This is a genomic window from Telluribacter humicola (assembly GCF_017355935.1).
Taxonomy (GTDB): Bacteria; Bacteroidota; Bacteroidia; order Cytophagales; family Spirosomataceae; genus Telluribacter; species Telluribacter humicola.
The window spans coordinates 1800483-1827068 of record NZ_JAFIQT010000001.1; the positions used below are offsets into that span (position 1 = coordinate 1800483).

25 protein-coding genes are annotated in these 26586 nt (G+C 48.1%); 12 read left to right on the forward strand and 13 right to left on the reverse strand.

Translation table 11 applies throughout. From position 1 onward, the window contains the following. Positions 1–37 precede the first annotated feature (37 nt). Positions 38–1321, forward strand: a complete 1284-nt coding sequence (gene nhaD, locus JUB14_RS07745) for a sodium:proton antiporter NhaD (protein ID WP_207505289.1) — start codon at positions 38–40, stop codon at positions 1319–1321. 132 nt (positions 1322–1453) lie between these two features. Then, on the forward strand, positions 1454–2161 hold the full coding sequence (locus tag JUB14_RS07750; protein WP_207505290.1) for a LolA-like protein: 708 nt from the start codon (positions 1454–1456) through the stop codon (positions 2159–2161). Between the two features lie 79 nt (positions 2162–2240). On the opposite strand, the gene greA is transcribed toward JUB14_RS07750, so the two are convergent. Continuing rightward, complete coding sequence (gene greA / locus JUB14_RS07755) at positions 2241–2714, reverse strand: transcription elongation factor GreA (protein WP_207505291.1); 474 nt, start codon at positions 2712–2714, stop codon at positions 2241–2243. 238 nt (positions 2715–2952) lie between these two features. Between greA and fmt the strand changes: the two genes are divergently transcribed. Genes fmt through JUB14_RS07770 form a run of 3 tightly spaced genes read left to right on the forward strand, consistent with a single transcriptional unit; the run spans position 2953 to position 5596 of the window. Then, positions 2953–3879, forward strand: coding sequence for a methionyl-tRNA formyltransferase (gene fmt / locus JUB14_RS07760; protein WP_229367581.1), 927 nt, complete (start codon positions 2953–2955; stop codon positions 3877–3879). 60 nt (positions 3880–3939) lie between these two features. Next, on the forward strand, positions 3940–4434 hold the full coding sequence (locus JUB14_RS07765) for a dihydrofolate reductase (RefSeq protein WP_207505292.1): 495 nt from the start codon (positions 3940–3942) through the stop codon (positions 4432–4434). Positions 4435–4489: 55 nt separating this feature from the next. Further along, positions 4490–5596: an alpha/beta hydrolase-fold protein gene (locus JUB14_RS07770; protein WP_207505293.1), complete on the forward strand. Its 1107-nt coding sequence runs from the start codon at positions 4490–4492 to the stop codon at positions 5594–5596. Between the two features lie 76 nt (positions 5597–5672). On the opposite strand, the gene hslU is transcribed toward JUB14_RS07770, so the two are convergent. Continuing rightward, entirely contained in the window at positions 5673–7076 is a 1404-nt protein-coding gene (gene hslU / locus JUB14_RS07775; protein WP_207505294.1) for an ATP-dependent protease ATPase subunit HslU, read from the reverse strand. 141 nt (positions 7077–7217) lie between these two features. Next, positions 7218–8270 carry a type IX secretion system protein PorQ gene (gene porQ, locus JUB14_RS07780; RefSeq protein ID WP_207505295.1) on the reverse strand — a complete coding sequence of 351 codons (1053 nt, stop codon included), beginning with the start codon at positions 8268–8270 and terminating at the stop codon, positions 7218–7220. Between the two features lie 83 nt (positions 8271–8353). Between porQ and JUB14_RS07785 the strand changes: the two genes are divergently transcribed. Both JUB14_RS07785 and JUB14_RS07790 read left to right on the forward strand, forming a co-directional pair. Further along, entirely contained in the window at positions 8354–9913 is a 1560-nt protein-coding gene (locus JUB14_RS07785; RefSeq protein ID WP_207505296.1) for an acyl-CoA carboxylase subunit beta, read from the forward strand. Between the two features lie 78 nt (positions 9914–9991). Beyond that, complete coding sequence (locus tag JUB14_RS07790) at positions 9992–11017, forward strand: phosphotransferase (protein ID WP_207505297.1); 1026 nt, start codon at positions 9992–9994, stop codon at positions 11015–11017. Positions 11018–11078: 61 nt separating this feature from the next. Here the strand turns inward: JUB14_RS07790 and JUB14_RS07795 are convergent, their stop codons facing one another. Further along, on the reverse strand, positions 11079–12383 hold the full coding sequence (locus tag JUB14_RS07795; RefSeq protein ID WP_207505298.1) for an erythromycin esterase family protein: 1305 nt from the start codon (positions 12381–12383) through the stop codon (positions 11079–11081). 94 nt (positions 12384–12477) lie between these two features. On the opposite strand from JUB14_RS07795, the gene JUB14_RS07800 reads away from it, so the two are divergent. Then, positions 12478–13548 (forward strand): M42 family metallopeptidase, encoded by a 1071-nt coding sequence (locus tag JUB14_RS07800; RefSeq protein ID WP_207505299.1) that lies wholly within the window; start codon positions 12478–12480, stop codon positions 13546–13548. 104 nt (positions 13549–13652) lie between these two features. Next, positions 13653–14471, forward strand: a complete 819-nt coding sequence (locus tag JUB14_RS07805; protein ID WP_207505300.1) for an ABC transporter substrate-binding protein — start codon at positions 13653–13655, stop codon at positions 14469–14471. Between the two features lie 595 nt (positions 14472–15066). Here the strand turns inward: JUB14_RS07805 and JUB14_RS07810 are convergent. Continuing rightward, a complete protein-coding gene (locus JUB14_RS07810; protein WP_207505301.1) occupies positions 15067–15615 on the reverse strand; it encodes a TlpA family protein disulfide reductase in 549 nt (182 codons plus the stop codon). Positions 15616–15891: 276 nt separating this feature from the next. On the opposite strand from JUB14_RS07810, the gene JUB14_RS07815 reads away from it, so the two are divergent. Beyond that, the gene (locus JUB14_RS07815; RefSeq protein ID WP_207505302.1) at positions 15892–17238 is read left to right on the forward strand and encodes a tetratricopeptide repeat protein; all 1347 of its coding nucleotides are present in this window, start codon (positions 15892–15894) and stop codon (positions 17236–17238) included. A gap of 116 nt (positions 17239–17354) precedes the next feature. Here JUB14_RS07815 and JUB14_RS07820 read toward each other — a convergent pair whose 3' ends face one another. Genes JUB14_RS07820 through JUB14_RS07830 form a run of 3 tightly spaced genes read right to left on the reverse strand, consistent with a single transcriptional unit; the run spans position 17355 to position 19034 of the window. Then, positions 17355–18062: a superoxide dismutase gene (locus JUB14_RS07820; RefSeq protein ID WP_207505303.1), complete on the reverse strand. Its 708-nt coding sequence runs from the start codon at positions 18060–18062 to the stop codon at positions 17355–17357. A 31-nt stretch (positions 18063–18093) separates the two neighbouring features. Beyond that, positions 18094–18708 (reverse strand): recombination mediator RecR, encoded by a 615-nt coding sequence (gene recR, locus JUB14_RS07825; RefSeq protein WP_207505304.1) that lies wholly within the window; start codon positions 18706–18708, stop codon positions 18094–18096. Positions 18709–18758: 50 nt separating this feature from the next. Beyond that, positions 18759–19034, reverse strand: coding sequence for an ATP-dependent Clp protease adaptor ClpS (locus JUB14_RS07830; RefSeq protein ID WP_207505305.1), 276 nt, complete (start codon positions 19032–19034; stop codon positions 18759–18761). A gap of 111 nt (positions 19035–19145) precedes the next feature. Here JUB14_RS07830 and JUB14_RS07835 point away from each other — a divergent pair, with 111 nt between their 5' ends. Together JUB14_RS07835 and JUB14_RS07840 are read left to right on the forward strand one after the other, a co-directional pair. Then, the gene (locus tag JUB14_RS07835; protein ID WP_207505306.1) at positions 19146–20594 is read left to right on the forward strand and encodes a sodium:solute symporter; all 1449 of its coding nucleotides are present in this window, start codon (positions 19146–19148) and stop codon (positions 20592–20594) included. Positions 20595–21091: 497 nt separating this feature from the next. After that, positions 21092–21496, forward strand: a complete 405-nt coding sequence (locus tag JUB14_RS07840; protein WP_207505307.1) for a hypothetical protein — start codon at positions 21092–21094, stop codon at positions 21494–21496. Positions 21497–21566: 70 nt separating this feature from the next. Here the strand turns inward: JUB14_RS07840 and JUB14_RS07845 are convergent, their stop codons facing one another. From JUB14_RS07845 to rfbA, 5 genes are all read right to left on the reverse strand, one after another. After that, positions 21567–21896, reverse strand: a complete 330-nt coding sequence (locus tag JUB14_RS07845) for an MGMT family protein (RefSeq protein ID WP_207505308.1) — start codon at positions 21894–21896, stop codon at positions 21567–21569. Further along, positions 21883–22470, reverse strand: a complete 588-nt coding sequence (locus JUB14_RS07850; protein WP_207505309.1) for a DUF3109 family protein — start codon at positions 22468–22470, stop codon at positions 21883–21885. Before JUB14_RS07850 ends, JUB14_RS07845 begins: the two co-directional genes overlap by 14 nt. 38 nt (positions 22471–22508) lie before the next feature. Further along, the gene (locus tag JUB14_RS07855) at positions 22509–24779 is read right to left on the reverse strand and encodes a LysM peptidoglycan-binding domain-containing protein (protein WP_207505310.1); all 2271 of its coding nucleotides are present in this window, start codon (positions 24777–24779) and stop codon (positions 22509–22511) included. 44 nt (positions 24780–24823) lie between these two features. Beyond that, the gene (locus JUB14_RS07860; RefSeq protein ID WP_207505311.1) at positions 24824–25468 is read right to left on the reverse strand and encodes an O-methyltransferase; all 645 of its coding nucleotides are present in this window, start codon (positions 25466–25468) and stop codon (positions 24824–24826) included. Between the two features lie 128 nt (positions 25469–25596). Next, positions 25597–26463 (reverse strand): glucose-1-phosphate thymidylyltransferase RfbA, encoded by an 867-nt coding sequence (gene rfbA / locus JUB14_RS07865; RefSeq protein ID WP_207505312.1) that lies wholly within the window; start codon positions 26461–26463, stop codon positions 25597–25599. Between the last annotated feature and the right edge of the window lie 123 nt (positions 26464–26586).

A 26586-nucleotide genomic window follows, 5' to 3' on the forward strand; every position in this document is an offset into this window, starting at 1 on the left:
GGGCACACTCCCAGTTAGTAAGTTAATTTATCCACTTATGCTCACCTCTATTATTGCCATTTTTGTTATAGGTTATTTAGCCATTGCCCTCGAAGAAGTCATCCATATAAACAAAACTGCCTCGGCATTGATTACTGGAGTTCTGTGCTGGACAGCCTATGTACTCCTGAATTCGGATGCTGAAGTGGTGGTCGACCAGTTATCTGAGCACCTGGGTTCCATATCCGAGATCCTGTTCTTCCTGTTGGGGGCTATGACCATCGTAGAGCTGATCGATGCTCATGATGGATTTGCCATTATTACCCAGCGTATCACAACCCGTAACCCGGTTTCGCTTCTCTGGATTATCTGTATCCTGACATTCTTCCTTTCTGCCCTGCTCGATAACCTTACTACTTCTATCGTAATGGTATCTCTGCTGCGTAAGGTGATGCCCGAGTCAGAACAGCGTAAGCTTATGGCCGGTATGATCATTATTGCCGCCAACTCAGGCGGAGCCTGGTCACCTATTGGAGATGTATCTACTACTATGCTCTGGATAGGCGGACAGATCACAACAGTCAACATTATTGTAAGACTGATCCTGCCCAGTATTGTATCCCTTGCGGTCCCCCTGCTGTACATGACATTTGCGATGCGATCCAAGTTACAGGCAGTACCTGTACTTATGGGCGGTACTGCCCAGGCCGAAGATGATATAAAGGCCTCAAAGGTGGAAGGACGGCTGATGCTGATCGCTGGTACCCTGGGACTACTCTTTGTACCAGTATTCAAGACGGTCACACACCTGCCTCCCTACATGGGAATGCTGCTTTCACTAGGTGCACTATGGGTACTCTCCGAGCTATTGCATAAGGATAAGGACGAAGAAGACCGTGCCCCTTTCAGCCCGGCGCATGCGCTTAGCAAAATCGACGCTCCCAGTATACTGTTCTTCCTGGGTATTCTGGCCGCGGTTGGTGTGCTGGAATCTACCGAAGTCCTTAGCGATCTGGCGGCTGAACTGGATCAGCTGGTAGGTAATCTCGACCTGATTGTAGTTATCATCGGAGTAGTTTCGGCAATCGTTGATAACGTACCCATCGTAGCGGCAGCCATGGGTATGTACGATCTTAGTACTTACCCGACCGACCACCGCCTCTGGGAGTTTATGGCTTACTGTGCAGGTACGGGCGGTAGTATGCTTGTAATCGGTTCGGCGGCAGGTGTAGCTGTTATGGGTATCGAGAAGCTGGACTTTATCTGGTACATTAAGCGTATTACTCTTCTGGCTCTGCTTGGTTACCTGGCCGGAGCAGGTGTGTATCTGCTGCTTTTCTAGCCAGTATAGCAGCAGCAGGCGTTCATGGCAGTAGAGGTATCCATAGTATTTCTTTATATTGATTATCAGAAGCAGGCCACAGCGTCGATTCTCATTATCAGTACCTCTCTAACCATTAAACCCAACGTTGCTATGAAACACGCTTTTTATATAATAGGACTACTACTGTGCATGGCGGGAGGATCTGCCAGGGCGCAGGATCCGGCCAATGCCAATGAAGTAGTCGAAAAGTACCTTACCGCCATTGGTGGACGTACGAAGCTGAAGGCCATTCAGGATATCACTACCACCGCTACGGCTGATATGCAGGGCCGGACTATCGAAATGGAGGCCAAATACAAGATGCCTAACAAGTTCAGACAGGCTAGCTATGTAATGGGCAATGAGATGGGCGGTACCGTATACGATGGCAATCGGCTCTCGCGGAATATGCGCGGGCAGGAGCAGGTAAAAGAAGGAAAAGAAGCTTTTCAGGAATACCTGCAGAACCATCCCTTTCCTGAACTGTACTATGACTCACTGGGCATTGAGAAAAAGTTGCTGGGGAAGGAGACCGTAGACGGCAAAGAAGCCTATAAAGTAGAGTACTCCGCGGATGGGCGTACCTGGCAGGATTACTTTGATGCCAGCACCGGCCTGAAAGTAAAGCGTACGGCCACCATAGATACCCCACGCGGCAAGTCTGACGTAGCCGTTACGTATGATGATTACAAAGAGGTAAATGGTGTGAAGCTGCCTTTTAAGCGGAGCCAGAAGTCAGGCCAGTTTGAAATGACCATGGAAACCCAGTCGGTCAAGATCAACAAGGGTATTGATGATAAGCAGTTCCGGATCAAATAAGCTGAAAAGATATACTACTATAACAGGAGAGGCCGGCATGTATATGCCGGCCTCTCTGCTTGTGAAGTGTTAATAAGGATTAGCGGGTAATATCAAGTACCTCAAACTCCATCATACCGGCAGGTACCTGTATCGTGGCTACTTCGCCCACTTTTTTGCCAAGGAGACCTTTGCCGATCGGTGAACCTACCGAAATCTTGCCCTGCTTCAGGTCGGCTTCTTCTTCTGATACCAGAGTATAGCTCAATTCTGCACCATTCCGACGATTCTTAATCCGTACCGTTGAAAGTACAGCTACCTGTGAGGTGTCAATTGAAGACTCGTCAATTACCCGGGCGTTGGACAGAATCTCTTCCAGCTTGGCAATCTTCATTTCAAGCATACCTTGAGCATCCTTAGCGGCATCATATTCCGCATTTTCGCTCAGGTCACCTTTGTCGCGGGCTTCGGCTATCTGCCGGGCTATGTCGGTGCGGCCTTTAGTCTTCATGTCATTCAGGTCGGCTTTCAGCTTATTAAGACCTTCCTCGGTGTAGTAAGAAATTTTTCCCATGGGTCAGATATTCTTTATTAATGTCCTTTTGGTTTTAGTTTTAGGAGGACTAAAAAAACAAAAAAGAACGGCTGCCGACCGTTCTACAAGAGTAATACTATCTCGTAGTAGCACCTGTTAAGGTTCTTTGGTTCGGTTGCCGTATCGGAAAATTTGCGTCATAGTCCAGTAAGGAAGACAAAAATAGCAATATTTGTGAATCGTAACAAGTACTATTTATTTAAATGAACGCATTGCTATGGCAGCACCCCTACGAATAATTTTCATGGGAACACCCGACTTTGCAGTACCTGGTCTGCGGGCTCTGGTGGAACATAATCATCATGTAGTAGCGGTAATTACTGCACCCGACCGGCCCTCGGGGCGGGGGCTCAAACAGACTCCTTCACCCGTAAAGCAGTATGCTGTCGAGCAGGGGATACCGGTACTCCAGCCCGATAAACTTAAAGACCCGGCCTTTCTGGAACAGCTACGGCAGCTACGGGCTGACCTGCAGGTAGTAGTGGCATTCAGGATGTTACCCGAGGTAGTGTGGGCCATGCCTGCGCGTGGTACCTTTAACCTGCACGCGTCGCTGCTACCCCAGTACCGCGGAGCCGCTCCCATCAACTGGGCCATCATCAACGGCGAAACCGAGACCGGAGTAACTACCTTCTTTATAGAGAAAGAAATCGATACTGGAAAGATCATATTTCAGGAGAAAGAGCCCATAACTCCCAACGATACCGCCGGTAGCCTGTACGAGCGCCTGATGCACAAAGGGGCGGAGCTGGTAGTACGTACCGTGGAGGCTATTGCCAAGGGTAGCTACCCACAGGAGCCACAGCCCGAGGTGGAGGAACTACGATTAGCTCCTAAGATATTCAAAGAAACCTGCGAAATTGACTGGAGCCGTCCGGCCGCTGATATAAGAAATTTCGTCCGTGGCTTAGCCCCCTATCCGGCCGCCTGGACTACCCTCAACGGAAGTTTCTGTAAGATATATGCCGTTAGCAGGGTTGAGCAAGAGGTACCTGAGGGGCAACCGGGTGAGTACCTCACTGATAATAAGAAGTACCTGTATATGCGGGCGGCTGATGCCTGGCTGGCTATCGGCGAGCTGCAGCTGGAGGGAAAGCGTCGTATGAGCACTGAGGAGTTGCTTAGGGGTACAAAATTCAAGTAAGATTAAGATAGTACTTATTAGAGTACCGGCTTCTTAGTTTTGGATAATAAATTGAGGCAAATGATAGTTTCTTTTATAGTAGCGGTGTCAGAAAATAGCGTGATCGGTGCTGATAATGACCTTCCCTGGCGACTACCGGACGATCTGAAAAGATTTAAGCGCCTGACGATGGGAAGCCCTATGATCATGGGCCGTAAGACCTTTGAGTCCATTGGTAAGCCCCTGCCGGGTCGTACCACTATTATACTTACCCGCAGCGAAGACTACCAGGTAGAAGGGGCGGAAGTGGTACATTCGCTCGAGGATGCACTAAAGTTGGCAAGGTCTTTGAAGACAGAAGAGGTGTACGTCATTGGAGGAGGAGAGATCTTCAATCAGGCCATGCCGCAGGCGGGTCGAATCTACCTGACCAAGGTTCTCACGAGTATCGAAGGAGACACCTTTTTTACCATACCAGATCTGGAAAATTGGCAGGAAACCTATCATGAGTTTCACTCTGCCGATGAAAGACATGAATATTCCTTCATATTTTTGGATTTGGAACGTAAAAATTGACCTACAACGTTATATTTATATAATTGTACCCCTATCTGTGAGAGAGATTAAGAATATGAGTACTAAATATAATACATTGCTCGAGACGTTAAGTCTCGAGTTGACTACCCCTATTGTAGACGACCGTCCCGTTTATATTACCGGTAATTTTTGCGATTGGAATCCCGGTGATGAGAAGTATATGATGCAAAAAGTAGCTCCCGGACGTTATATTTTTCATTTTCCTAATAGCGAAGCGCTGCCAGCAGCACTAGAATATAAGTACACCCGTGGAGACTGGAACCAGGTGGAACTGGATGCAAACAGTAATCCTTCTATAAACCGGGTTACAGATAAGAAGAAGGGTTGGGTTCAGGACTTCGTTCCTCATTGGGGAGCTGAAAAAGCCGAGGGAAGTATTGATTACAGCCCCATTGTAGAAGTATTGGCGGATGAGTTTGTCACAACCAAAAATCAGCCGCAACGCCGTATCCGGATTATTTTACCTTATAATTATTATACTGATACCAGCCGCCGTTATCCGGTACTGTATGTTAGTGATGCGCATAGCCTTTTTGGAGAAGATGCTTCACAGGGTACCTCTACCGTTGAGCGTAAGATGCGGGAATTGGCTGCGCGTGGTAAGGGGGATGTAATCATTATCACCATTGATAATCTGGATTCGGAGCAGGTACAGGAGTTTTCGCCTTATGATAGTCCGGGCTTGGGCAAAGGACAGGGAACTATGCTGCTACGTTTTCTGATGAATACGCTCAAACCGAAGATAGATAGTCTGTACCGTACTATGCCAGATCGTAAGAATACCGGTATTGGTGGTAGTGCGATGGGAGGACTGCTCAGTGCCTACGCCGGAGTTATGTACCCTGATATTTTTGGTCGTTTGATGATATTCTCACCCTCGCTGTGGGTATCCGAAAAGATCTTTTACGATGCCTTCCATTTCTTTGAACCGTATCCGACGCGGGTGTACCTGTACGCCGGAGAAGAGGGCGAGGAAGAAGAGGTACCATCAGTAAAGCGTCTGAATGATACCCTGGTGCAGCAGGGGTATGGCTATAAGCACGTGCAGGTCACACTTACGATGGATAAAGAAGGCGACGACCGTGAGCGCTGGGGGGAGCAGTTTCCTAAAGCCCTTGAGTGGTTGTACTACGAATCATAGATTTTACTGATATCAAAAAGGAAACCCCGCTCTCGCGGGGTTTCCTTTTTGAGTAAGCTGTATTCGTCTTTCAGTATTATAAGATGTACTGGCTGAGGTCACGGTTCTGCGATAGGGTAGATAGTCTTTCTTTTACCAACTCCTTCGTTACTACCAGGTGAGCGTTGGGGCCTATCACATCGGGTACATCAAACATGAAGTCGTTGAGCAGGGTACTCATAACCGTCTGCAGACGACGTGCTCCGATATTCTCTACATCACTGTTGACTTCGAAAGCAATGCGGGCTATTTCCAGCAGGGCGTCATCCTGGAACTGCAGCTCAACCTGCTCGGCGCGCATCATGGCTTCATATTGTTTGGTAAGTGCATTCTTGGGCGCTTTCAGGATCTGATAGAAGTCGTCCTGCGTCAGGCTCTGCAACTCTACCCGAATCGGAAAACGCCCCTGTAGCTCCGGAATCAGATCCGAAGGCTTAGCTACGTGAAAGGCACCGGCCGCTATGAACAGAATATGGTCAGTATTAATAACGCCGTACTTGGTATTGACGGCACTACCTTCCACAATGGGAAGCAGATCGCGCTGTACACCTTCGCGACTTACGTCCGGGCCACTGCCTCCTGAACGGTTAGCAGCTACTTTGTCAATCTCATCGATGAAGATGATCCCTAGGTTTTCGGCTTTCTGAATGGCCTCTTCCTTCACCTCGTCCATATCAATGAGCTTGGAAGCTTCTTCTTCGAGCAGCAGCTTCTTAGCTTCCTCTACGGTCACCCGACGCTTTTTACCGCGGCGGGGCATCATGTTACCGATCATCTCCTGGATGTTCATCATCGACACGTCATCCACCGCGCCGCCTATCATACCTATGTTCGGCGACTGATTTTGCTGTACCTCTATTTCAATCTTGCGGCTGTCGAGTTCGCCGTTGCGGATCTTCTCGCGGAAGCGCTCGCGGGTACGCTGGTTCAGCTCGTGATCGTCGTCTGGGATACGATCACGGTTTTTATCACTGCTGCTCTCATATCCGATGCTTACAGCCGAAGGGGAGTGCATTGGTGGAATCAGTGTATCCAGTATTATATCTTCAACGATTTGCTCGGCCTTGATCTTAACTTCTTCCTTTTTTTGTGCTTTCACCATACTCACGGCCTGCTCTACCAGGTCACGGACCATACTCTCTACGTCACGTCCTACGTAACCTACTTCGGTAAACTTGGAAGCTTCTACTTTTATAAAGGGAGCATCTGCGATCTTGGCCAGTCGGCGGGCTATTTCGGTTTTACCTACCCCCGTAGCTCCAATCATCAGGATATTATTGGGGATGATCTCACGCTGAATTTCCTTAGGGCTATTCATACGGCGCCAGCGGTTCCTGAGTGCTATGGCTACGTTACGCTTGGCGTCGTGCTGGCCAATGATGTATTGATCAAGCTCCGATACTATCTGTCGTGGTGTTAGTTGATCTAAGTGTTCAGTCATATCTGGTTTATAGTAGTGCTTTTGTTGTCGATGTAACAGCAAGAAACTTTGGGTTACATAAGGTGCTACTACCTTAGTTATATCTCAAAATATTTGCCTATTGTTTAGAAACGCCAAAAATACCTTACGCGTTTGGCTTATTTACTCTTTTTTCAAATTCATGGTCAAAGTAAGGGTGTTGCTTCCAAGTCCTGGAACGTACTGGTTGCGTCCGTAGCTAATGTCAAACCGGTTCACCCGTAGCCACGCCCCGAACGATAATCCTGCCAGTCCTCCCGCATTCTGTAGTCGTAGCTCCTGGTGGCGCAGGTGATCGTAGCCAATCATGATTCTGAATCGGGGATGGAACAGTATCTCGGCTCCGGCCGCGAGGTGTCGAAGGAGCTTTTCTGGAACAGCCACCCGGCGGGAAATACGATTGCCATTGTCATCAAATGAATAGAAAAGAGACGGATCGTTATACACCATGTCGAAGCGGTACAGATGATGGGCCGTTATTGAAAAACGCAGGGGCATGTAAGTAGGCTTAAAGGTAACGCCGGCACGTACGTCAAAGGGGAGCGGGGGAGGATCGCCTCCTCCGTAGTTTTGCCGGATATATCCCATGTTTTTGACTACGAAGCCGGCGGTAAGGTCATGGCGCGGATGCCTGAATACCGCTCCCCAGTCCAGGGCCAGTCCCCCCAGTTGATAGCTCTCGATACCTGATCCGACCCATTTTAGCGAGCCCCCCAGGGTGATGTTGCCGCGGGTGTGTCCGTAACCTACCGAGATGGTATAATCAGCCGCTCTGAACTCACCGGTTGGGTTACCGGCCGGGTCCGTCTGGGTCATGGTACCATAGTGGAAGTACTGTATGCCTGCGGCCCAGGTACCTCTGGTGTTGGGCAGGGTATGGGCATAGGCCAGGTTCAGAAAGCGGGTATCGGCCAGGTAAGGCATCAGGCTCAGGGACAGGTTTTGGTGGGAGTTACTGTCGAGCAGAGCCGGGTTATGCATGTAGAGCAAGGGATCACGACCAGGTAAGGTCAGATGATAGCTGCCCAGGGCCGAGCTACGGGCCTGGGAGGGGAGTTGCAGAAAGGTAAGCCCGGTACGCCCGCCGGTTGACTGGGCCTGTACAGCAGGCACTAGCCCCGGTAGTATGATGGCTATCAGGATACCTGCTTTTATGTACCCGGGTATGTGCTTCATGCAAAAATTTCTTGATTCCGTAAAATAGACCGTATATTTATACGCCTCATGGTAAGCAAAAATAGACATAACGTTTGGATTACATGGAATCAACGACTGGTACCTCAAGTAAAACGGAAATTCTTGACAGAAAAAATGCCGAAGCCCTGTTAGGTGGGGGTAAGGAACGAATAGAATCACAACATAAGAAGGGCAAGCTGACCGCCCGGGAGCGTCTGGAACTACTTCTGGACGAAGGCTCCTTCGAAGAGATTGGTAAGTTTGTCATGCACCGCTCTAAGGACTTCGGTCTGGATAAGGAGCACTACCTGGGCGATGGCGTAGTGACCGGCTACGGTACCGTCGGAGGTAGGCTAGTGTATGTATTTGCGCAGGACTTTACCGTCTTTGGCGGGTCGCTATCCGAGACTCACGCGGAGAAGATCTGTAAAATGATGGACTTGGCCATGAAGAATGGCGCTCCGGTTATAGGTCTGAACGACTCGGGCGGAGCCCGTATTCAGGAAGGGGTACTATCGCTGGCGGGCTATGCAGACATCTTTTACCGCAATACCCTGGCTTCCGGTGTAATCCCGCAGATATCGGCCGTTATGGGGCCCTGTGCCGGTGGAGCGGTATATTCACCCGCTATTACGGACTTTATCATGATGGTGGAGCAGACCAGCTATATGTTTGTAACGGGCCCCAACGTGGTCAAGACAGTTACGCACGAAGATGTGACCTCGGAGGAACTGGGTGGGGCTATGACCCACGCTACCAAGTCAGGAGTAACCCACTTCGTAGCCGCCAATGAAGTACAGTGTATCGAGTACATCAAGCAACTTCTAAGCTATATGCCTCAGAACTGCGAGGACGAGCCACCCATGCTGCCCTACGAGCTAGGGGATGAAAAACGTCCTGCTCTGAATACCATCATTCCCGACAATGCGAACCAGCCTTATGACATGCGGGAGATCATTGAGGAACTAACCGACACCGGCAGCTTCTTTGAAGTACATAAATACTTTGCCGAAAATATAGTGGTTGGTTTTGCCCGACTGGCCGGACGTAGTATTGGTATTGTAGCCAACCAGCCGGCTGTACTGGCGGGGGTACTTGATATCAATGCCAGCCAGAAGGCCGCCCGCTTTGTCCGCTTCTGCGATAGCTTCAACATTCCATTGCTGGTACTGGAAGATGTACCGGGCTTCCTGCCGGGTACCGATCAGGAGTGGAACGCCATCATCACCAATGGAGCCAAGCTGCTCTACGCCTTCTGTGAAGCTACCGTTCCCCGCGTGACGGTTATTACCCGCAAAGCCTACGGAGGAGCCTATGACGTAATGAACTCCAAGCACATTGGGGCCGATATGAACTATGCCTGGCCTTCAGCCGAAATTGCCGTTATGGGAGCCAGCGGAGCCGCCGAGATTATCTTCAAACGCGAAATAGCCCAGGCTGAAGACCCACAGGCTAAGCTGCAGGAGAAGGTAGAGGAGTATACCCGCAAATTTGCTAACCCCTTCCGGGCGGCGCATCGTGGTTATATTGATGAGGTGATCTATCCGGAGCAAACCCGCGAAAAGCTTATCCGGGCTTTCAAGATGCTGGAAAATAAAGCCGCCTCTCTGCCTCGTAAGAAACACGGGAACATTCCGCTATAATCATCTAATGACCACTACAATCAGCACAGCGGGCTATACTGCTGTGCTGATTGTAGTTATGGACATAACCTCACGCTCATGTCAGATAAAAAAGCACGCTTCCGTCAGCAGTATCCTGCTGCCTTCTTTCTTGATAAAGATCAGCCCGATGAACTGACGTACTTCCTGCAGGACCGGGGTTGGATTGAACCTTATGAGTCGGTACTATCGGTAAGTAAGCCCGGCGAAGGCAATATGAACTATGTACTTCGGGTAAAGACCGAAGCCCAGACCTTTATCATCAAGCAGGCCCGGCCCTGGGTGGAGAAGTACCCACAAATTGAAGCACCCGTAGAGCGGGTGGCGGTAGAGGCGCAGTTTTATAAACTGGCAGCTGGGATACCCGAGCTACGGCCCTTTGTACCGGCGCTGCTTAATTTTGACAGTAGTAGTTATATCCTGATGATGCAGGACCTGGGCATTGCCTCGGACTATACCGAGATCTATCGCTCCGCTGAGCCTGTTACCCCCGCCGAACTGGTTGACCTGCTGCGGTTCCTTTCCGGCCTGCACACGATAGAGATAGCCCCGGATCAGTTTCCGGCTAATCAGTCGCTCAAAGAGCTGAATCACGAGCATATATTCAGGTACCCCTACCTCCCAGACAATGGGCTGGATCTGGATACCGTACAGGAGGGACTGGCGGAGATAGCCCTGGCGTATAAGCAGGATGAGGAGCTGAAAACAAAAGTCGAAGAACTGGGGCAGATCTATCTGTCAACCGGTACTACCCTCATCCACGGGGACTACTACCCGGGTAGCTGGCTCAAAACAGCAAGCGGACCAAGAGTAATCGATCCTGAATTTGCGTACCTGGGGCGGGCGGAGTTTGATCTGGGCGTGCTGGTAGCGCACCTGATGATGGCCCGCACCCCCGATACGGCCATCCGACTGGCTCTGGACGTGTACGAGCGTCCGCCAGGTTTTGATCCATCTCTTTTCCATGGTTTTTGCGGAGCGGAGGTGATACGCAGGCTTATCGGGCTGGCTCAGCTTCCCCTGGATCTGACACTGGACGAAAAGGCGGAACTACTGGCCTGGGCGCGTAGCAACGTTTTAGAGTAAAAGTGGAAAGTTTAGTAAACGCATCTGGTACCTCTTTCTGGTAGCCGTTTTACCTTCTTGGTTAGTTTGAGTTTTTTAAAAAATGGCTTGGGTGCATTTCTCTGATATAAAATATCCCATCAAATAACTCGGTCCAGCGAGCGGCCATGTTGCTGTGTCCCCTTGCTTTAAGTTTAAAGTAGCTCATAAATAAAGGATTCTTCCTTTTAAAAGCCTGAAAGTCAATAAACGCGTACTTAATTTCTTTATCTATCCAGTTCTCAAAGCCATATTTTCTGCTTTTTCTGATTAGTAAGGGAGGTGTATTCTGAGAGGCTTTTAGTGCTGTTTGTGTTTTACCGTAGTTGGAGGTAAATCCCAGTACATAAGTTTGACTGGAAAGGGTACTATCACTTGTAAAGTACCCGCCCATGGTGACCGTATTCAAACCCGGATTCTTAAATGAGGACTGCGTATTCTTCATAATATGGGTGTTAGCGGCCCACACAATTATCTTTTCATAGGGATACTTTGTTTGAACCAGCCATTTTAGATTGCTAGCCATCTGTTCTTCCCGGATATCGTGTGAAAGTCGCTTTCCTTGATTTGCAATCTCATTAGCAAATTCCGCCAGATTGTCCAAGGCAACATAGGAAGCGGATAGTTTCAGGCTATCAGGTAACTTAGTTTGTATCTCTTTAACTGCCCTTTGAAATTCTTTAAGCTCTTTGGTAAAGTCGGTCCTGGCAAGACTATCCAGATAACGCGTTGGTTTATAATTGAGTGGCCATAGTTTATCTATAAAAGGCAGGAAGAAGACTTGATATTCTTCAGACTCGTAATATTTCAAGTGGTTTTTAGCTAGAAGTTTATCAATTGAATTTTTCAAAGAATCGGCGGTATATCTACCGTGCATCTGATTGTCTATACCGGCAATTAGCAAAGGGTGAGCCGTTTGGTACGTATCAGGTATGTACTCATAGAGTAGGTCCCTGCACTCTTCGCTGTATGACCAGAGGGGGTATAGATTTCCTTTAATGAACTGGGCTATGGACTCCCGGTCTTTGCCAATATGCTCCCCACCTTCGGTCAGTGCAAAGAAGTCACTTTCGAAGGCGAGGACATTGAAACCCAGTTGTTCATGCAGGTACTTTATAAGTTCAGTCTTCACCTGAAAGGTAGTTCCGTCACCATGAGACTGCTCTCCCAGCATAACTATTCTAGAATTTCCAATAGCCTTTTGGATAGATAGGAAGTCTGGTGTTGCGGTGGATACATCTGAAAATTGAGTTATTTCGGATTTTACATATTTTTTCAATTCATTTTGCGCGTGTCCAGTAGAAGGAATAATAAAGAATAGGAACAGATAGGAATAGAGTTTGAACATTGTAAGTCACTTTTCTTTTATATTTTTCTGGGGTTGATTTCCTTGGAAGAAAAATTGTTATTTGTAGCATATCAATAAATCTATATTACATTTTATGAGTGATCAAACCAAAGAATTTCTTTATAAGTACCTTAATAATGCCTCCCCAACCGGTTTTGAGGTGACGGGGCAGCAGATATGGCTGGACTACCTTAAGCCATACATTGATGAGCAGATCATCGACGTGTACGGTACAGCCGTGGGGGTTGTCAATCCCGGTCAGCCTTACAAAGTAGTGATTGAGGCCCACTCCGATGAGATATCGTGGTTCGTTAACTACATCAGCGAAGATGGCTATATTCATGTACGTCGTAATGGTGGCTCTGATGCGGCTATTGCCCCTTCTATGCGGGTAAATCTGCATACGGCTAAGGGCATGGTGCCTGGTGTATTCGGCTGGCCGGCAATTCACGTGCGCGATCTGAGCAAGGATCAGGTACCCAAAGTTCATGACCTGTTCATTGATGTAGGAGCTACCAAGAAAGATGAAGTACTCGAGATGGGTATTCATGTAGGTACTGTCGTGACCTTCGCGGACGGTCTGACCGAAATGAATAACCGCTACTACGTAGGACGTGCCCTCGACAACCGCATTGGTGGTTATATGATCGCGGAGGTAGCCCGTATGCTCAAAGAGAATAATGTGCAGCTGCCTTATACGCTGTACGTGGTGAATGCGGTACAGGAAGAGATTGGACTCCGTGGTGCTGAGATGATCGTGCGTCGCCTCCGCCCTGACCTGGCTATCTGTACTGACGTAACCCACGACACCCAGTCGCCGATGTATAACAAGAAGGAGCAGGGCGACCTGAAGTGCGGTAGTGGCCCTGTGATCTGCTACGGTCCTGCGGTACAGAACAACGTGCGGGATATGCTCATTCGGGTGGCAGAGGAGAAGGAGATACCTATCCAGCGCCAGGCGGTAAGCCGCTCAACCGGTACCGATACCGACTCATTTGCTTACGCTACCGAAGGCGTAGCCTCTGCGCTGATATCATTGCCGCTCAAGTACATGCATACCACCGTAGAGACAGTGCACAAAGACGACGTGCAGAACGTGATTAAGCTTATGTACGAGGTACTGTTGCAGCTCAAAGGCGACGAAGACTACCGCTACATCAAGTAATAGTAGCTATTCAAGTATAGAAGGGTATGGCAGTGCATAAGCTGCCATACCCTTTTTTGTATGTTTTAGCGGCAGGAGTCTTAAAATTTTCTATTTTTATCAGTATGCGGACATTTACTGATCAGACAGGCCATACCATCACGTTGAGTGGACTACCGTTACGAATCGTATCGTTGGTACCCTCTCAGACGGAACTTCTTTTTGATCTGGGGCTGAATGAGCAGGTTGTAGGGGTGACGAAGTACTGCGTTCACCCCGACCCCAAAGTACGTGATAAGATAAAAGTAGGAGGTACCAAGAATCCCGACATTGACCTTATTCGCACCCTCAATCCTGATATCATCATAGGCAATAAGGAAGAAAACACACGGGAAGTAATAGAACTGCTCCGGGATGAGTACCCCGTATGGCTGTCTGATGTAAATAACCTGGATGATGCATTGGGGATGATACGTAGCCTGGGAGAGATAGTAGGTAAGGAACCCTCTGCCAACTGGATTGCTGATAAAATACAGGAGCGTTTTCAGGTACTTACTGATGAACTGGCACAATCAGGCTCAACAAAACGTAAAATACCCCGCAACGTAGCCTACTTTATCTGGCGCAAGCCCTGGATGGTAGTGGGCTCTGACACCTTTATTCATACCATGCTTGAGGTAGCCGGGTTCAGTAATGTATTCGGTGGTATGGCTCGTTATCCTGCCTGCTCTGAGGGAGAGTTGACCCAGTTTAAGCCTGATCTGGTACTTCTGTCATCAGAGCCTTACCCTTTCAAAGAAAAACATATCACAGAGCTACGGGACAGTTATCCCAAGGCCGCCATCCGACTGGTCGATGGTGAGTTATTTAGCTGGTACGGTAGCCGACTCCTTCGTACTCCCGACTATCTGCGGCGCTTGCGCGAAGCGCTCCTTCAACCCTGATCCGGCGAAGGCTGTTCCCCTTTAATTTGTTAGTAATCTGATTGACATTCAGGGGCTAGTATAGTGTTAGCCGTTCATTTAGTTATGTCTTTCCAACTTTTGTACTTAAAAAAGAATCCTGATTTATATCATAATTAACTGCCATTTACTAGAAAAAGATTATCCAAAAACTATAAATGGTATTATTATAAGAAGAAATTGCTGTAATAGAGTATTATTAAATCATTAATTATAAAATATATAGAAAAAGTATTCAACAAAATAGTCTATATTCACGTTATAATATAAAGCGAAAATTCGCAGTCTGTAGAACCACCTAGAATCATATCTGTAAAAATTGTAACTATATAAAGAGAGCCACCATGAAAAAAGCATTTTGGTTAGTACCAGTTGCGCTAGCTGTAAGCACAGCAGCCATCTTTGTTCGCAGACGTAAGCCACAGGCAACATTTGAATTCCTTGGAGTATAAGATCCTGCTGTCTGATAGGAGAGTTATGATGTTATAGATAATTTCTCTTAATCAACCATACATAGAACAAAAAAGAAGGTCAGACCCAGGTCTGACCTTCTTTTTTGTTAGAGCTACATTAATTCTTAAAGCGATTGGAGTTGCTGTTCAATAAATGCTATGACCTGAGGATCATCCCAGCGGTTGGCACCAATCTCTTCGGCAATTACCTGTCCGTTTCGTAATAAATAAGTACGCGGAATAGCGTCACCATTTAGCTGCGGAGGGTACATACCTTCGTATTGATAAAATGGGAGATCATATCCCTTGCGCTTAATAAAAGGAACAACAGTACCCGGAGCCTCATCAGATACTATATAAAAAGCAATCTTATCATTGTTTTTGTACCGGTCATAGAGGGATTGTATACTAGGCATCTCCATGTTGCAGGGCCCGCACCAGGTCGCCCACACATTCATAAATACCAGTTTCGAAGAATCCATCTGCACCGGATCACCCTCCAGATTGGTGAGGGAAAGGTACAGTGATTCAGGATTTACAGGCGTAGCAACAGATTCATCAGCGGATGCTACACCGTCAGCAGGTTGCGATCCCGAAAAGCTATAATAAACTGCCAGGACAGCAAAAAACACTAATACAGCGACTAAGGTATATTTTACAAATTTTGATTTCATTATATAGACATTAAGGTACTGGTGACTCAATTTTCAACGGCAAACTACCCAATAGGTTTGTATTAGCCAAATGGCCTGGTACAGGGCTTGAAAGTGAGTAACTTATGTAATTCCGACAGGTAGTCTACTTTATATGGCGTACCGGGGACTCAGGAGATTATCTTCCGAATAGTAAATTTAACAAGACAGGGTCTTGACCTCATGCTTTAATTGAATAATTTTAAGGTCTGATGAAGTACTGGTTGCTAATGTTCAATTTACTCCTCATAAGTTTCTATGAAAAAAATATTACTCTCCCTGGCCTTTGTTACTTTTTGTGCAGGTGTGCAGCACCAGGCAATGGCTCAGCGCTCAGCGGCTGAGCTCTTCGAAGAAGGTAACACCAAAGCCCGTTCTGGTGATTTTGCGGGAGCTCTCCAGTCGTACAGTACAGTGCTGTCCCTGAGTCCCGAACATGCTCCCAGCTATTTTAACCGTGGTCTGGCAAAAGCCAACCTGAAAGACCATCGGGGTGCCATTATCGATTACGATAAAGCCATTGATATCAATGCCAAGGAGGCCCTCTACTACCAAAGCCGTGGCGTGAGCAAGAGTATGCAGGATGATCACCGGGCTGCGGTGCAGGACTATACCAGAGCGATTGAACTTAATCCTGATGATGCCAAGTCGTATTACAACCGGGGGGTAAGCCGGTCCAAACTCAATAATAACAGCGGTGCACTCGAAGACTTCAACAAAGCCGTATCCCTGGACCCCAATGATGCGCTGGCGCTGTATGCCCGGGGTAGCAGCAAGCAGCAACTGGAAGACTATGCGGGCTCGCTGGCTGATTTCTCCCGAGTAATTGACCTAAACCCTAAGAAGTCCGGTGCTTTTATCGGCCGTGGTCACGCCAAAGTTAAGTTAGGAGATTACAAGGGAGCTGTGACAGACTTTACCAAGGCTATTGAGCTTAGCCCTCAGGAGGGCTTTGCCTATGGTCAGCGTGCCTACGCTAAGTCCAAGATTGATGACTTTGCCGGTGCCATTGCTGATTATGATAAAGTATTACAGATCGATCCTGCCAATATTGATGCCTTCTACGGTCGTGGTTTTGCCAAAAGCAAGCTGGGCGATCAGAAAGGTGCCATTCTGGATCTGAATCAGGCCATCGAAAGCAATAATTCCTATACTACCGATCCCAAGAAGATCGTGTACATGGGCCCGATATCCCGCCCGGTACTGGACAACCTACGTAATCAGGTACAGGAGCATATCAAGATCAACGAGCTATCTGATGTAAGAGCAGAAGCTTACTTTGTACGTGGGTTGAGTAAGAGCAAGAGTGGCGATAGCAAAGGAGCCATTATGGATATGAATAGCGCCATCGAACTGAATCCTTTATACTCGGATGCTTTCTTTTCGAGGAGTATTGTTAAATCTGCTATTGGTGATCAGATGGGAGCTATTCTGGACTGTAGCAGCGCTATTAAGCTACGTCCCAACTATTCCGAAGCCTACTATCTGCGTGGGATTGTTAAGCATAGCTTGGGTGATGTCAATGGCGGTTGCCTGGATTTAAGTAAGGCTGGAGAATTTGGCTATACACCCTCGTATAAAGTTATCAGTGACTTCTGTAATTAATATAACAAGGAGTAGCAGTCAGGTGGTATGGCTGGATATTCAACAGAAGTTATAAAAGAAACAGCCTCGGTGATCGATCACCGAGGCTGTTTCTTTTATGCGATAAGTATAACTGCTTATTTGGCTTTGCTTAAGCTTGCGGCTACTTTGTCCCAGTTTACTACGTCCCAGAAGGCTCCTACGTAGTCAGCGCGCTTGTTCTGGTATTTGAGGTAGTAGGCATGTTCCCACACATCCAGTCCCAGGATAGGGGTACCCTTGAAGTCAGCAATGTCCATCATAGGATTATCCTGGTTAGGAGTAGAGCCTACGGCCAGCTTCCCATTATTGGCAGTAAGCCAGGCCCAGCCCGATCCAAAGCGACTGGTGGCTTCCTTGCCGAAGGCTTCCTTGAACTTATCAAATGAGCCAAACTGTGCATTGATGGCGTCGGCTACCGCTCCTTTGGGAGCTCCGCCCTTACCGGGAGCCATTACATCCCAGAAGAAGGAGTGGTTCCAGTGACCACCGGCGTTGTTACGAATAGCGGCAGGTGCGCCTTTTATATTTTTAAGAATTTCTTCCAGTTCCATGTTCTCGTACTTGGTCCCTTTCACCGCATTATTCAGGTTGTTGACATAGCCGGCATGGTGCTTTCCGTAGTGAATCTCCATGGTAGTCTTGTCAATGCTTGGCTGCAGGGCATCAAAGGCATAAGGTAGAGGCTCCTGCTTGAACGGAGCCGCCAGTACACCTGAGGTAGTCTTTGAAAAGGATTCCGTAGAAAAGGCACCAAACGCCAGCGCTGAGCCGGCCAGTGAGCGAAGAAAGTCTTTGCGATTCATAACAATACGGTTGTAGGAATAATTAAATAGATCAATCGTAAGCCACCCGGCTTACAATACTACGCCCCAAAGTGACTTCATCGGCGTATTCAAGATCACCACCAACGGGTACTCCCCTGGCAATGGTACTTACTTTTACCCCGCTGGGTCTGAGTTTTTTCTGTAAATAAAAGGCCGTAGTGTCTCCCTCCATGGTAGGGCTCAGGGCTAGTATTACCTCCCGCACGGGCTCATCAGAAGGTGAGTCGGCAATACGCCTCACCAGCGATTCGATATGCAGGTCGGCAGGCCCTATACCTTCCAGAGGAGAGATAATGCCACCTAGTACATGATACAGGCCGTTGTACTGGCTGGTATTCTCGATAGCGAGTACATCACGGGTATCTACTACAACACATAGCAGGGAACTGTCGCGCTTGGGGCTCTTGCAGATATTGCACAGTTCATCATCCGCAATATTGTGGCACTGCCGGCAAAACTGAGTTTGGGTACGCATGGCTACCAGGGCATCCGATAGCGAGCGGGTATGTTCTTCTTCTCGTTTGAGTAAGTGTAATGCAAGTCGTAATGCTGTCTTTTTGCCTATTCCCGGTAGTTTGGAAATTTCATTGACAGCATCTTCTATTAATTTGGAAGGATAATTCATGGGCTAACGATACAAACGGTCGTATGGCAATCAATGGTAGTGAATATAGATCAAAGAATCTCAGCGGATATACCCCGGCGGCAAATCTCGTTCCGCATAGGTACCAGCTCTTCAAATTCCCCCTCCTTAACCCGGCATTTTCCCTTATAATGAATGATAAGGGTACATTGCTCGGCCTGCTGAGGGGTATGGTTGCAAACCTCTACAAGCGTTTCGATAACCCAGTCGAAGGTATTGACGTCGTCATTAAAAACAACAAGCGCTTTCACGTCCTTCTCTACGGTTTCTTCTACTATTTCGACGTCGGTTTCTATAAAGGGTTGCATAATCTTCAAATTTCCGTTTGATTAGCAAATCTAATCATAAAAAGGCACTAATGGAAGCCCTGTGGCTCCTACTTTACAACGCTAAAATCCTCTAAAAAGTTACCGTAATTCATGAATCCTTACATAGCTCTTGCCATATTAGTTGCCTATTTTGGAATGCTGATCATAGTGTCAGTTTATACGTCAAGAGGAGCTGATACCAATACATTTTTTACGGCTAATCGTCAGTCACCCTGGTACCTGGTGGCTTTTGGTATGATCGGTACGTCGCTATCCGGAGTGACTTTTGTGTCGGTGCCGGGAGCCGTAGCCAATATTCAATTTTCATATTTTCAGGTCGTAATCGGGTACATACTCGGTTATCTGGTCATAGGTACGGTACTGATGCCCCTATACTACCGGCTCAACCTGATTTCTATCTATTCCTATCTGGATCAGCGCTTTGGCTTCTGGTCATACAAGACAGGTTCGGCCTTCTTCCTGCTGGCGCGTACAGTGGGGTCAGCAGTGCGACTTTATGTGGCTGCGGGGGTACTGCAGCTGGCTATATTTCAGCCACTGGGGGTGCCGTTTGAGGTGGCAGTGGCTATTACCATATTACTAATCTGGATCTATACCTTCAAGGGCGGGATCAAGACCATCATTATCACTGATGCCCTGCAGACTACTTTTCTGGTGACGGCGGTAATCCTGACCATCGTGCTTGTAGCGCGTGAGCTACAGATTGGAAGCCTGATTGACGTATTTAATACGGTGCAGGACAGCGAATACTCCAAGATATTTTATTGGGATGGTAACGATCCTAAGAACTTCTTCAAGCAGTTTTTTGCGGGGGCTTTCATCGCTATCGTAATGACCGGACTTGATCAGGACCTGATGCAGAAAAACCTGACCTGTAAGAATATCGGCGAGGCCCAGAAGAATATGTTCTGGTTTACAGTAGTACTGGTTATCATTAACTTCCTGTTCCTTTCGCTGGGGGCGCTTCTTTACGTCTACGCTTCTGCTAAGGGGATACCTACCACGGCCCGTACGGATGATTTTTACCCGATGCTGGCGCTGAATCATCTGGGACTGCTCGTAGGTATTACGTTTCTGCTGGGTATTACGGCCGCGACGTACGCCAGCTCCGATTCGGCTTTGACAGCCCTTACTACCGCTTTCTGTATTGACTTCATGAATGTGGAGGGCAAGCCTGAGGCCCAGCGCTCGAAGATCAAGTTCTGGGTACACATTGGTTTCTCGGTACTATTTTACCTAGTGATCATCGTCTTCAACCGGTTGAACAGTAAAGAGGTCATCACGGCCGTTTTTGACCTGGCAGGGTATACCTACGGGCCTCTGCTCGGACTGTTTTCATTTGGGATGTTCCTGAAGCGGCCCGTTCGTGACCGGTGGGTACCGATAGTATGCGTGCTTTCCCCCGTACTTACCTACATAGCCAATCAAAACTCGGCGGAGTGGTTTGGTGGCTATCAGTTAGGCTTTGAACGCCTGATCCTGAACGGGCTGATCACATTCCTGGGGCTACTGCTGTTATCCGTAGGGCGTAGAGCCTGAATTTTCTACAAGGCTTTCGAGGTTCGGGAAACCTATTCTACAAAAGATACTGGAAAAACCTGTTTTTAGGCTATAAACAGGAGGGATTGGTTTTTGATATCTATCATCGAAACTAACGCTAGATATCAATATGGATGCTTTACTATTTTTTGTTGCTTCGGTCACCAGCGGTGTTTGGTGTGCATACTTTGTAGAATACCTGGAAAAACGAGAAGCTCAGCGTGAGCTTTAAATATATACAGAGTGAAAAGATAAATACTATATAGTGAGTCAATGTCCGGCTGTCCGGCATCGCACAAAAATGTTCGTTTCTGAACAGACAGCTTTGAAGGGTGTTGACTGCCAAATTATATAGTACTAGTATAACTATCTAATTATGAATATGTTATACTGTTGATGGCTTACGTATGGTAGAGGTTGGCACGATTGGCATGGACTTTTCAATAAGTTAAATATAGCCATGAAAAAAACCTTTAAAACTTAAATTAAGAAAAGCCATGAAAACGTTCGTTATCTCTACCATTGTTACTCTTTTATTAGCCCTTGCGATTGTACTTCCTGTTACTACTGCCCGTGCCGATAATCACATGATTCGGGTTGCCGATACCAAGGCTCCCAAGTCATTCAATATCGGAATGTACCGGATTAATAATTCGTCAAAAGTGAGCTTGGCGGTGGCGAAGCACTCTTCTTCCCGCATGAGCATCACGCTGAAAAACGAAAACGGAGACGTACTTTATCGTGAAAATCAGGGAAAAGGAGAGGAGCTTTACAAAAGAAAGTTTGACTTCAACCAGATCGGTAACGGTACTTTCTACTTTGAAGTAGAAGTAGACGGCCAAAAAGTTACAAAAACTATTCAACTGTCAACAGCTGTACAACATACTATTGAAGTAGAATAGTCCAAAATCCTTACAAGCAACGAAGTCCGGGCCATGTGGTCCGGACTTCGTTGCTTTAGATACTTATAGGCTATTGTAGTTCAACCAGGGGATCCCAGAAGTGGCGGTTCCATTCCTGTACCTGATCGTTTTTGACGGGTACTCCTTCTGCCTCTAGCAGTTCCTGCATGGCCGTTGGGCTGCCAAAACAATGCTTGCCAGTCAGAAGGCCCTGGCGGTTGACGACGCGGTGGGCGGGTACATCAGGACGGCTATGACAATTGTTCATCGCCCAGCCTACCATCCGTGCTCCTCTTTTGGAGCCTAAGTAAGCAGCAATGGCGCCGTACGAAGTAACCCGTCCGGTCGGTATGAGCCGGACAACCTCGTAGACGTCCTCAAAGTAATCACTTTTTGGCATTACCGGCAGCGGTTCGCTCTTCTACCTCCTGTACCAGTTGTTCGTACCAGGCCTCACCGTATGCACGGATCAGAGGCTCTTTCAGGAATTTATACAAGGGTACTCCCAGATCCTGCCCCAGCGAACAAGCTGAGTTGCAGATGTGCCAGCGATCGTAGTTGAGGGCATGGTACTGATCGTATTTAGTTATGCGGATAGGGTACAGGTGGCACGAAATCGGCTTCTTGTAGTCAATTTTACCGTCGTTATAAGCCGCTTCAATACCGCACTTCAGCGTACCTTTCTGGTCATAAAAGGCATACGCACACTCCTTGCCATCAATCACCGGTGTAACCAGATCTCCTTCCCAGTCCTTGGTATAAACTCCTTCCTTAGCAATTACCTGCTTGCCCGCTTCGGTCAGGTAGGGCTCTACATGCGGGTAAATCTGTTCAAGAATAGGAAGTTCCTCGGGCTCAAGTGGAGCTCCCGAATCCCCCTCTACACAGCAGGCACCTTTGCATTTTTCGATGTTGCACACAAAAAACTGATCCCCTATATCATCACTAATGCAGGTGTTATCAATCAAAATCATACTGTGGGGGTGTTATATTTTTTATAAATAAAAGGTTTTTAACGCTTCGGGACCTTGATCTTCTGCCCAACCTTTACGGTATTGTCCTTCATATTGTTGAGTTCTTTAATCTCTTCAATACCAGCCTGGTAGTTTTGAGAGATCCGGAACAGCGTTTCACCAGCCATAACAGTATGGAACTGATATTCGTTTCCGGCCGGAGCAGTTCTTGCCGGAACACTGCTGGTGCTACTAGTATTGCTAGTAGTACTAGTAACTCTACTGCTGTTGCTCTGCTTTACCTGCAGGCGCTGCCCTACGTATAACTTATCGTTGGTAGTAAGGTTGTTCAGCGCCAGGAGGCTGTTGACAGACATATTATACAGTTTTGAAATGCTGAAATAAGTTTGTCCCCCTTCTACCCGATGATAGTTGGCTTCTGCTGAAGCTTCAGTGCTACTGGTACGTGTTTCAACGGGCTTGAGGCTGGCCGGACGTGGGGTGCTTACATCTGAGCCCCAGTCTGATGAAGTATTGTTAGTAGAGGCGACCACAGGACTAGTAGTAACTGTACTAGTACTGGTGCTGGTACTACCAGTACTAATAGCAGAGGGGCGTCTGTCTTCTTCCGAAATGATAACAACGCGATCATTGGTAGTACCCGATGAGGCCGGTGCAGAAGTAGTTGGAGCTTTGGTGGCTACTGTTTCAGTTTTGCTTGGCTGATAGACACCTGTAGAGGCACTTTCAGGTTTGGCAGTGCTAACCTGTGATGAAGTGGTACCTGCCTGGCTTGTTCCTGCCGGACTGGTGCTCATACGTCCCGGAGTAGTACTGGTGGCAGCAGGAGATGCCTCTGAAGGGTACGTCGTGTCGGCTAGCTTGGGTGTATACATCTTACGATCCGCCGCAGTCTGAGGTATTTCAGAGCTGGAAGCAATGGGCGTAGTAACAGCAGGAGCAGGCTTGCTTTCCTGAACGGGAGTGGTGCCCGGGCTAGGGCGATCAATTACTTCCACCGGCTGACTGCTCGGACGCTTTTTCATCAGCCACATAACCCGGCCAGTCTGCAGGCGCAGGTTTCGGTTAGTGATCCGGTTGTACTTCATCAGCTCCCGGAGCCGCATTCCGTACATCTGTGATATTCCTCGTAAGGTTTCGCCGTCTCGTACAGTATGGAAGGGTACCATGGCTTTCTTGTTCTTACTGGCCAGGTAGTATACTTCATTGCCTACAATAGGATCATTGATACTCATGTCATTGTAGCGCAGGAAGCTCGACACGCTTATTTTTGCCGCTTTGGCCAGGGTAGCCGCTTTATCTCCCGGCTTAGCCCGGATACCGGGCAATCCATTTATTTCGTAGTATTCATGATTGTCACGACCCCTGAGCTGCACACTGGCTTTACGAAGTACCGGGAAGCCAATATCTTCGCGGGCAAAACCTTCTTTGGCGCTGGCCGGTCCCATGGCTAACTTTTCTCTGACCAGGTTAATTTTGTCAGTCGCAACGGGAATGATCAGCATGTAGTCTCTGTCAGCTGGTATCTGATCACCATTGACCCAGCGGTTGTAGCTGCGGAGATCCAGAGCATTGACACCCAAGTCAGCCGCGATGTCGTCAAAATAGCGTCCCTTGCCGTGGGCAGATTCGAGCAGGACAATTTTGTTAGCAGTACGATGGTGATCCAGCGCGGCCTCAAATGCAATCTTATGGGCGAAGAACCGGAGTACGTACCGGTCGGTTTTGGCATCAAGGGTAATCTGGCGGGCGTATGACCAGTCCGGGGGCACAATCTGGCTGATACCACCCATACCCAGGTAGTAGGAGTAGAGGGAAGAAACCCAGTTGTTATACTGCTTGTTGCTTCGTTTGAGGTACTTAGCGGCTGCGTGCGTAGAGGCCGAAATGCTCTTGCGCTCGTCAATCTCGTTGTCGACGCGTATACCAAATTCCTGCGCGGTTTCCTGCTTAAATTGCCAGAAGCCTACAGCATTGGATGTCGAAACGGCGTCAGGGGCCAGTGAGCTTTCCTGTACGGCCAGGTACTTAAAATCAATGGGTACCTCTTCTTCAATAAGTACCCCTTCAATAATAGGGAAGTAGAGTACAGCTTTGTCCAGTTTGTCTTCCCAATAGCGCCGGTTGGCCATCAGGCTGCGTACATCCGATTCGATGATACGACTTGCACCCGGATCCAGTTTAACATTAAGGCCTGCAAACGACAGACTGTTAGGGATCTCTGGATATTCCTGAGCAAATACATCTCCGCAGGTTAATCCCACGCACATCCAGATGAGGAGAAGGTATTGAAGAGGGAATCTTAGCATATCAGAAGCAGCTAAAGGGTACAACAATTAAGAAACTATGATTTTTATCTTTTTTCTACGATCATCAGACCGTCACGTATAGGCAGCAGTACATTTCTGACGCGGGTATCCTCCTGGATCATACGATTAAAATCCAGCAGGGCTTGCGTCTCCTTATCAATCTTTTTGGGGCCGTGATTGACTACTTTACCACTCCAGAGTACATTGTCAGCAATGATGATGCCACCCTGCCTTACTTTGTCAAAAATCAGGTGGTAATAGGTGGCGTAGTTAACCTTGTCGGCATCAATAAATACCAGATCAAAGGTTTCGTCAAGTTCGGGAATAATGTCGGCGGCACGCCCGAGGTGATAATTAACCCTGGACTCATAGCCGGAAAGGCTCAGGTACCGGCGTACGAGGCTTTCCAGTTCTTCATTTTTATCAATGGTGATAAGTCTGCCCTCCGGTGCCAGACCTTCGCAGAGGCAAAGGGCTGAGTATCCGGTATAAGTACCTATTTCCAGTATACGATTGGGGCGGATCATGCGCGAGATCATCGCCAGGAACTGTCCCTGCATGTGTCCCGAGAGCATCCGGGGCATGAGTACTTTGGCGTGTGTTTCACGACTGAGGGCACGAAGAATGTCGTTCTCAGTTTCGGTATGGGCTTCGGCGTAGGCTTCGATCTCTTCGGGTAAAAACTCCATTCCGTAGGGTAGAGGCAAAAATAAAGATGTCGTTTCTTCAAATTTATCAAAGAAAACGACATCTACCTCTTATTTTAGTCTAAAAATATCAGGGAATTGTAGCTGAGCTACTCAAAAACTAAGTACCTCTATGGTTGCAGAATAATCTGCATGAGGTACTTACCGTAGCCGCTCTTCATGAGGGGAGCCGCTATGTCTTTCAGCTCTTGCTCCGTGATGAAGCCCATGCGGTAGGCTACCTCTTCGATACATCCTACCTTCAGCCCCTGCCGGTCTTCAATCACCTGCACAAACTGTCCCGCCTGCATCAGCGACTGGAAGGTACCCGTGTCCAGCCAGGCAGTACCTCTATCCAGCACCCCTACTTTCAGCTGACCCCGTTCCAGGTACACCCGGTTTACATCCGTGATCTCCAGCTCCCCGCGGGGCGAAGGCTCTATGTTCTTAGCGATCTCTACCACCTCGTTGTCGTAGAAGTACAGCCCCGGCACGGCGTAGTGCGACTTGGGCTGCTCAGGCTTCTCCTCAATGGAGAGCACGTTGAAGTCTTTGTCAAACTCTACCACCCCGTAGCGCTCCGGATCGTGCACCTGGTAGGCATAGATCACCCCTCCCTCAGGGTCGTTGTTGGACTGCAGCAGCTTAGACAGCCCCGAGCCGTAGAAGATGTTGTCACCCAGGATAAGCGCCACCTTATCATCTCCGATAAACTCTTCGCCGATGATGAAGGCCTGCGCCAGTCCATCCGGGCTGGGTTGTACCGCGTAGCTGAAAGAGCATCCGATGCGGCTGCCGTCGCCCAGCAGCTTCTCGAAGTGCGGCAGGTCGTGCGGCGTAGAGATGATCAGGATTTCACGGATGCCCGCCAGCATCAGGATCGAGAGCGGGTAGTAGATCATGGGCTTGTCGTAGACGGGCATGAGCTGCTTGCTCACGGCCAGCGTCAGGGGGTGAAGCCTCGTGCCGGAGCCCCCGGCCAGTATTATTCCTTTCATGTGGAGTCTATTGAGTGAATGAGTGATTGAGAGAATGAGCGATTGTCGCATGGAGAACGATAGAATACCTTTTTATTCAAACATTCACAATTCTCCGCAGCGGCGGCCGCTCAATCAATAATC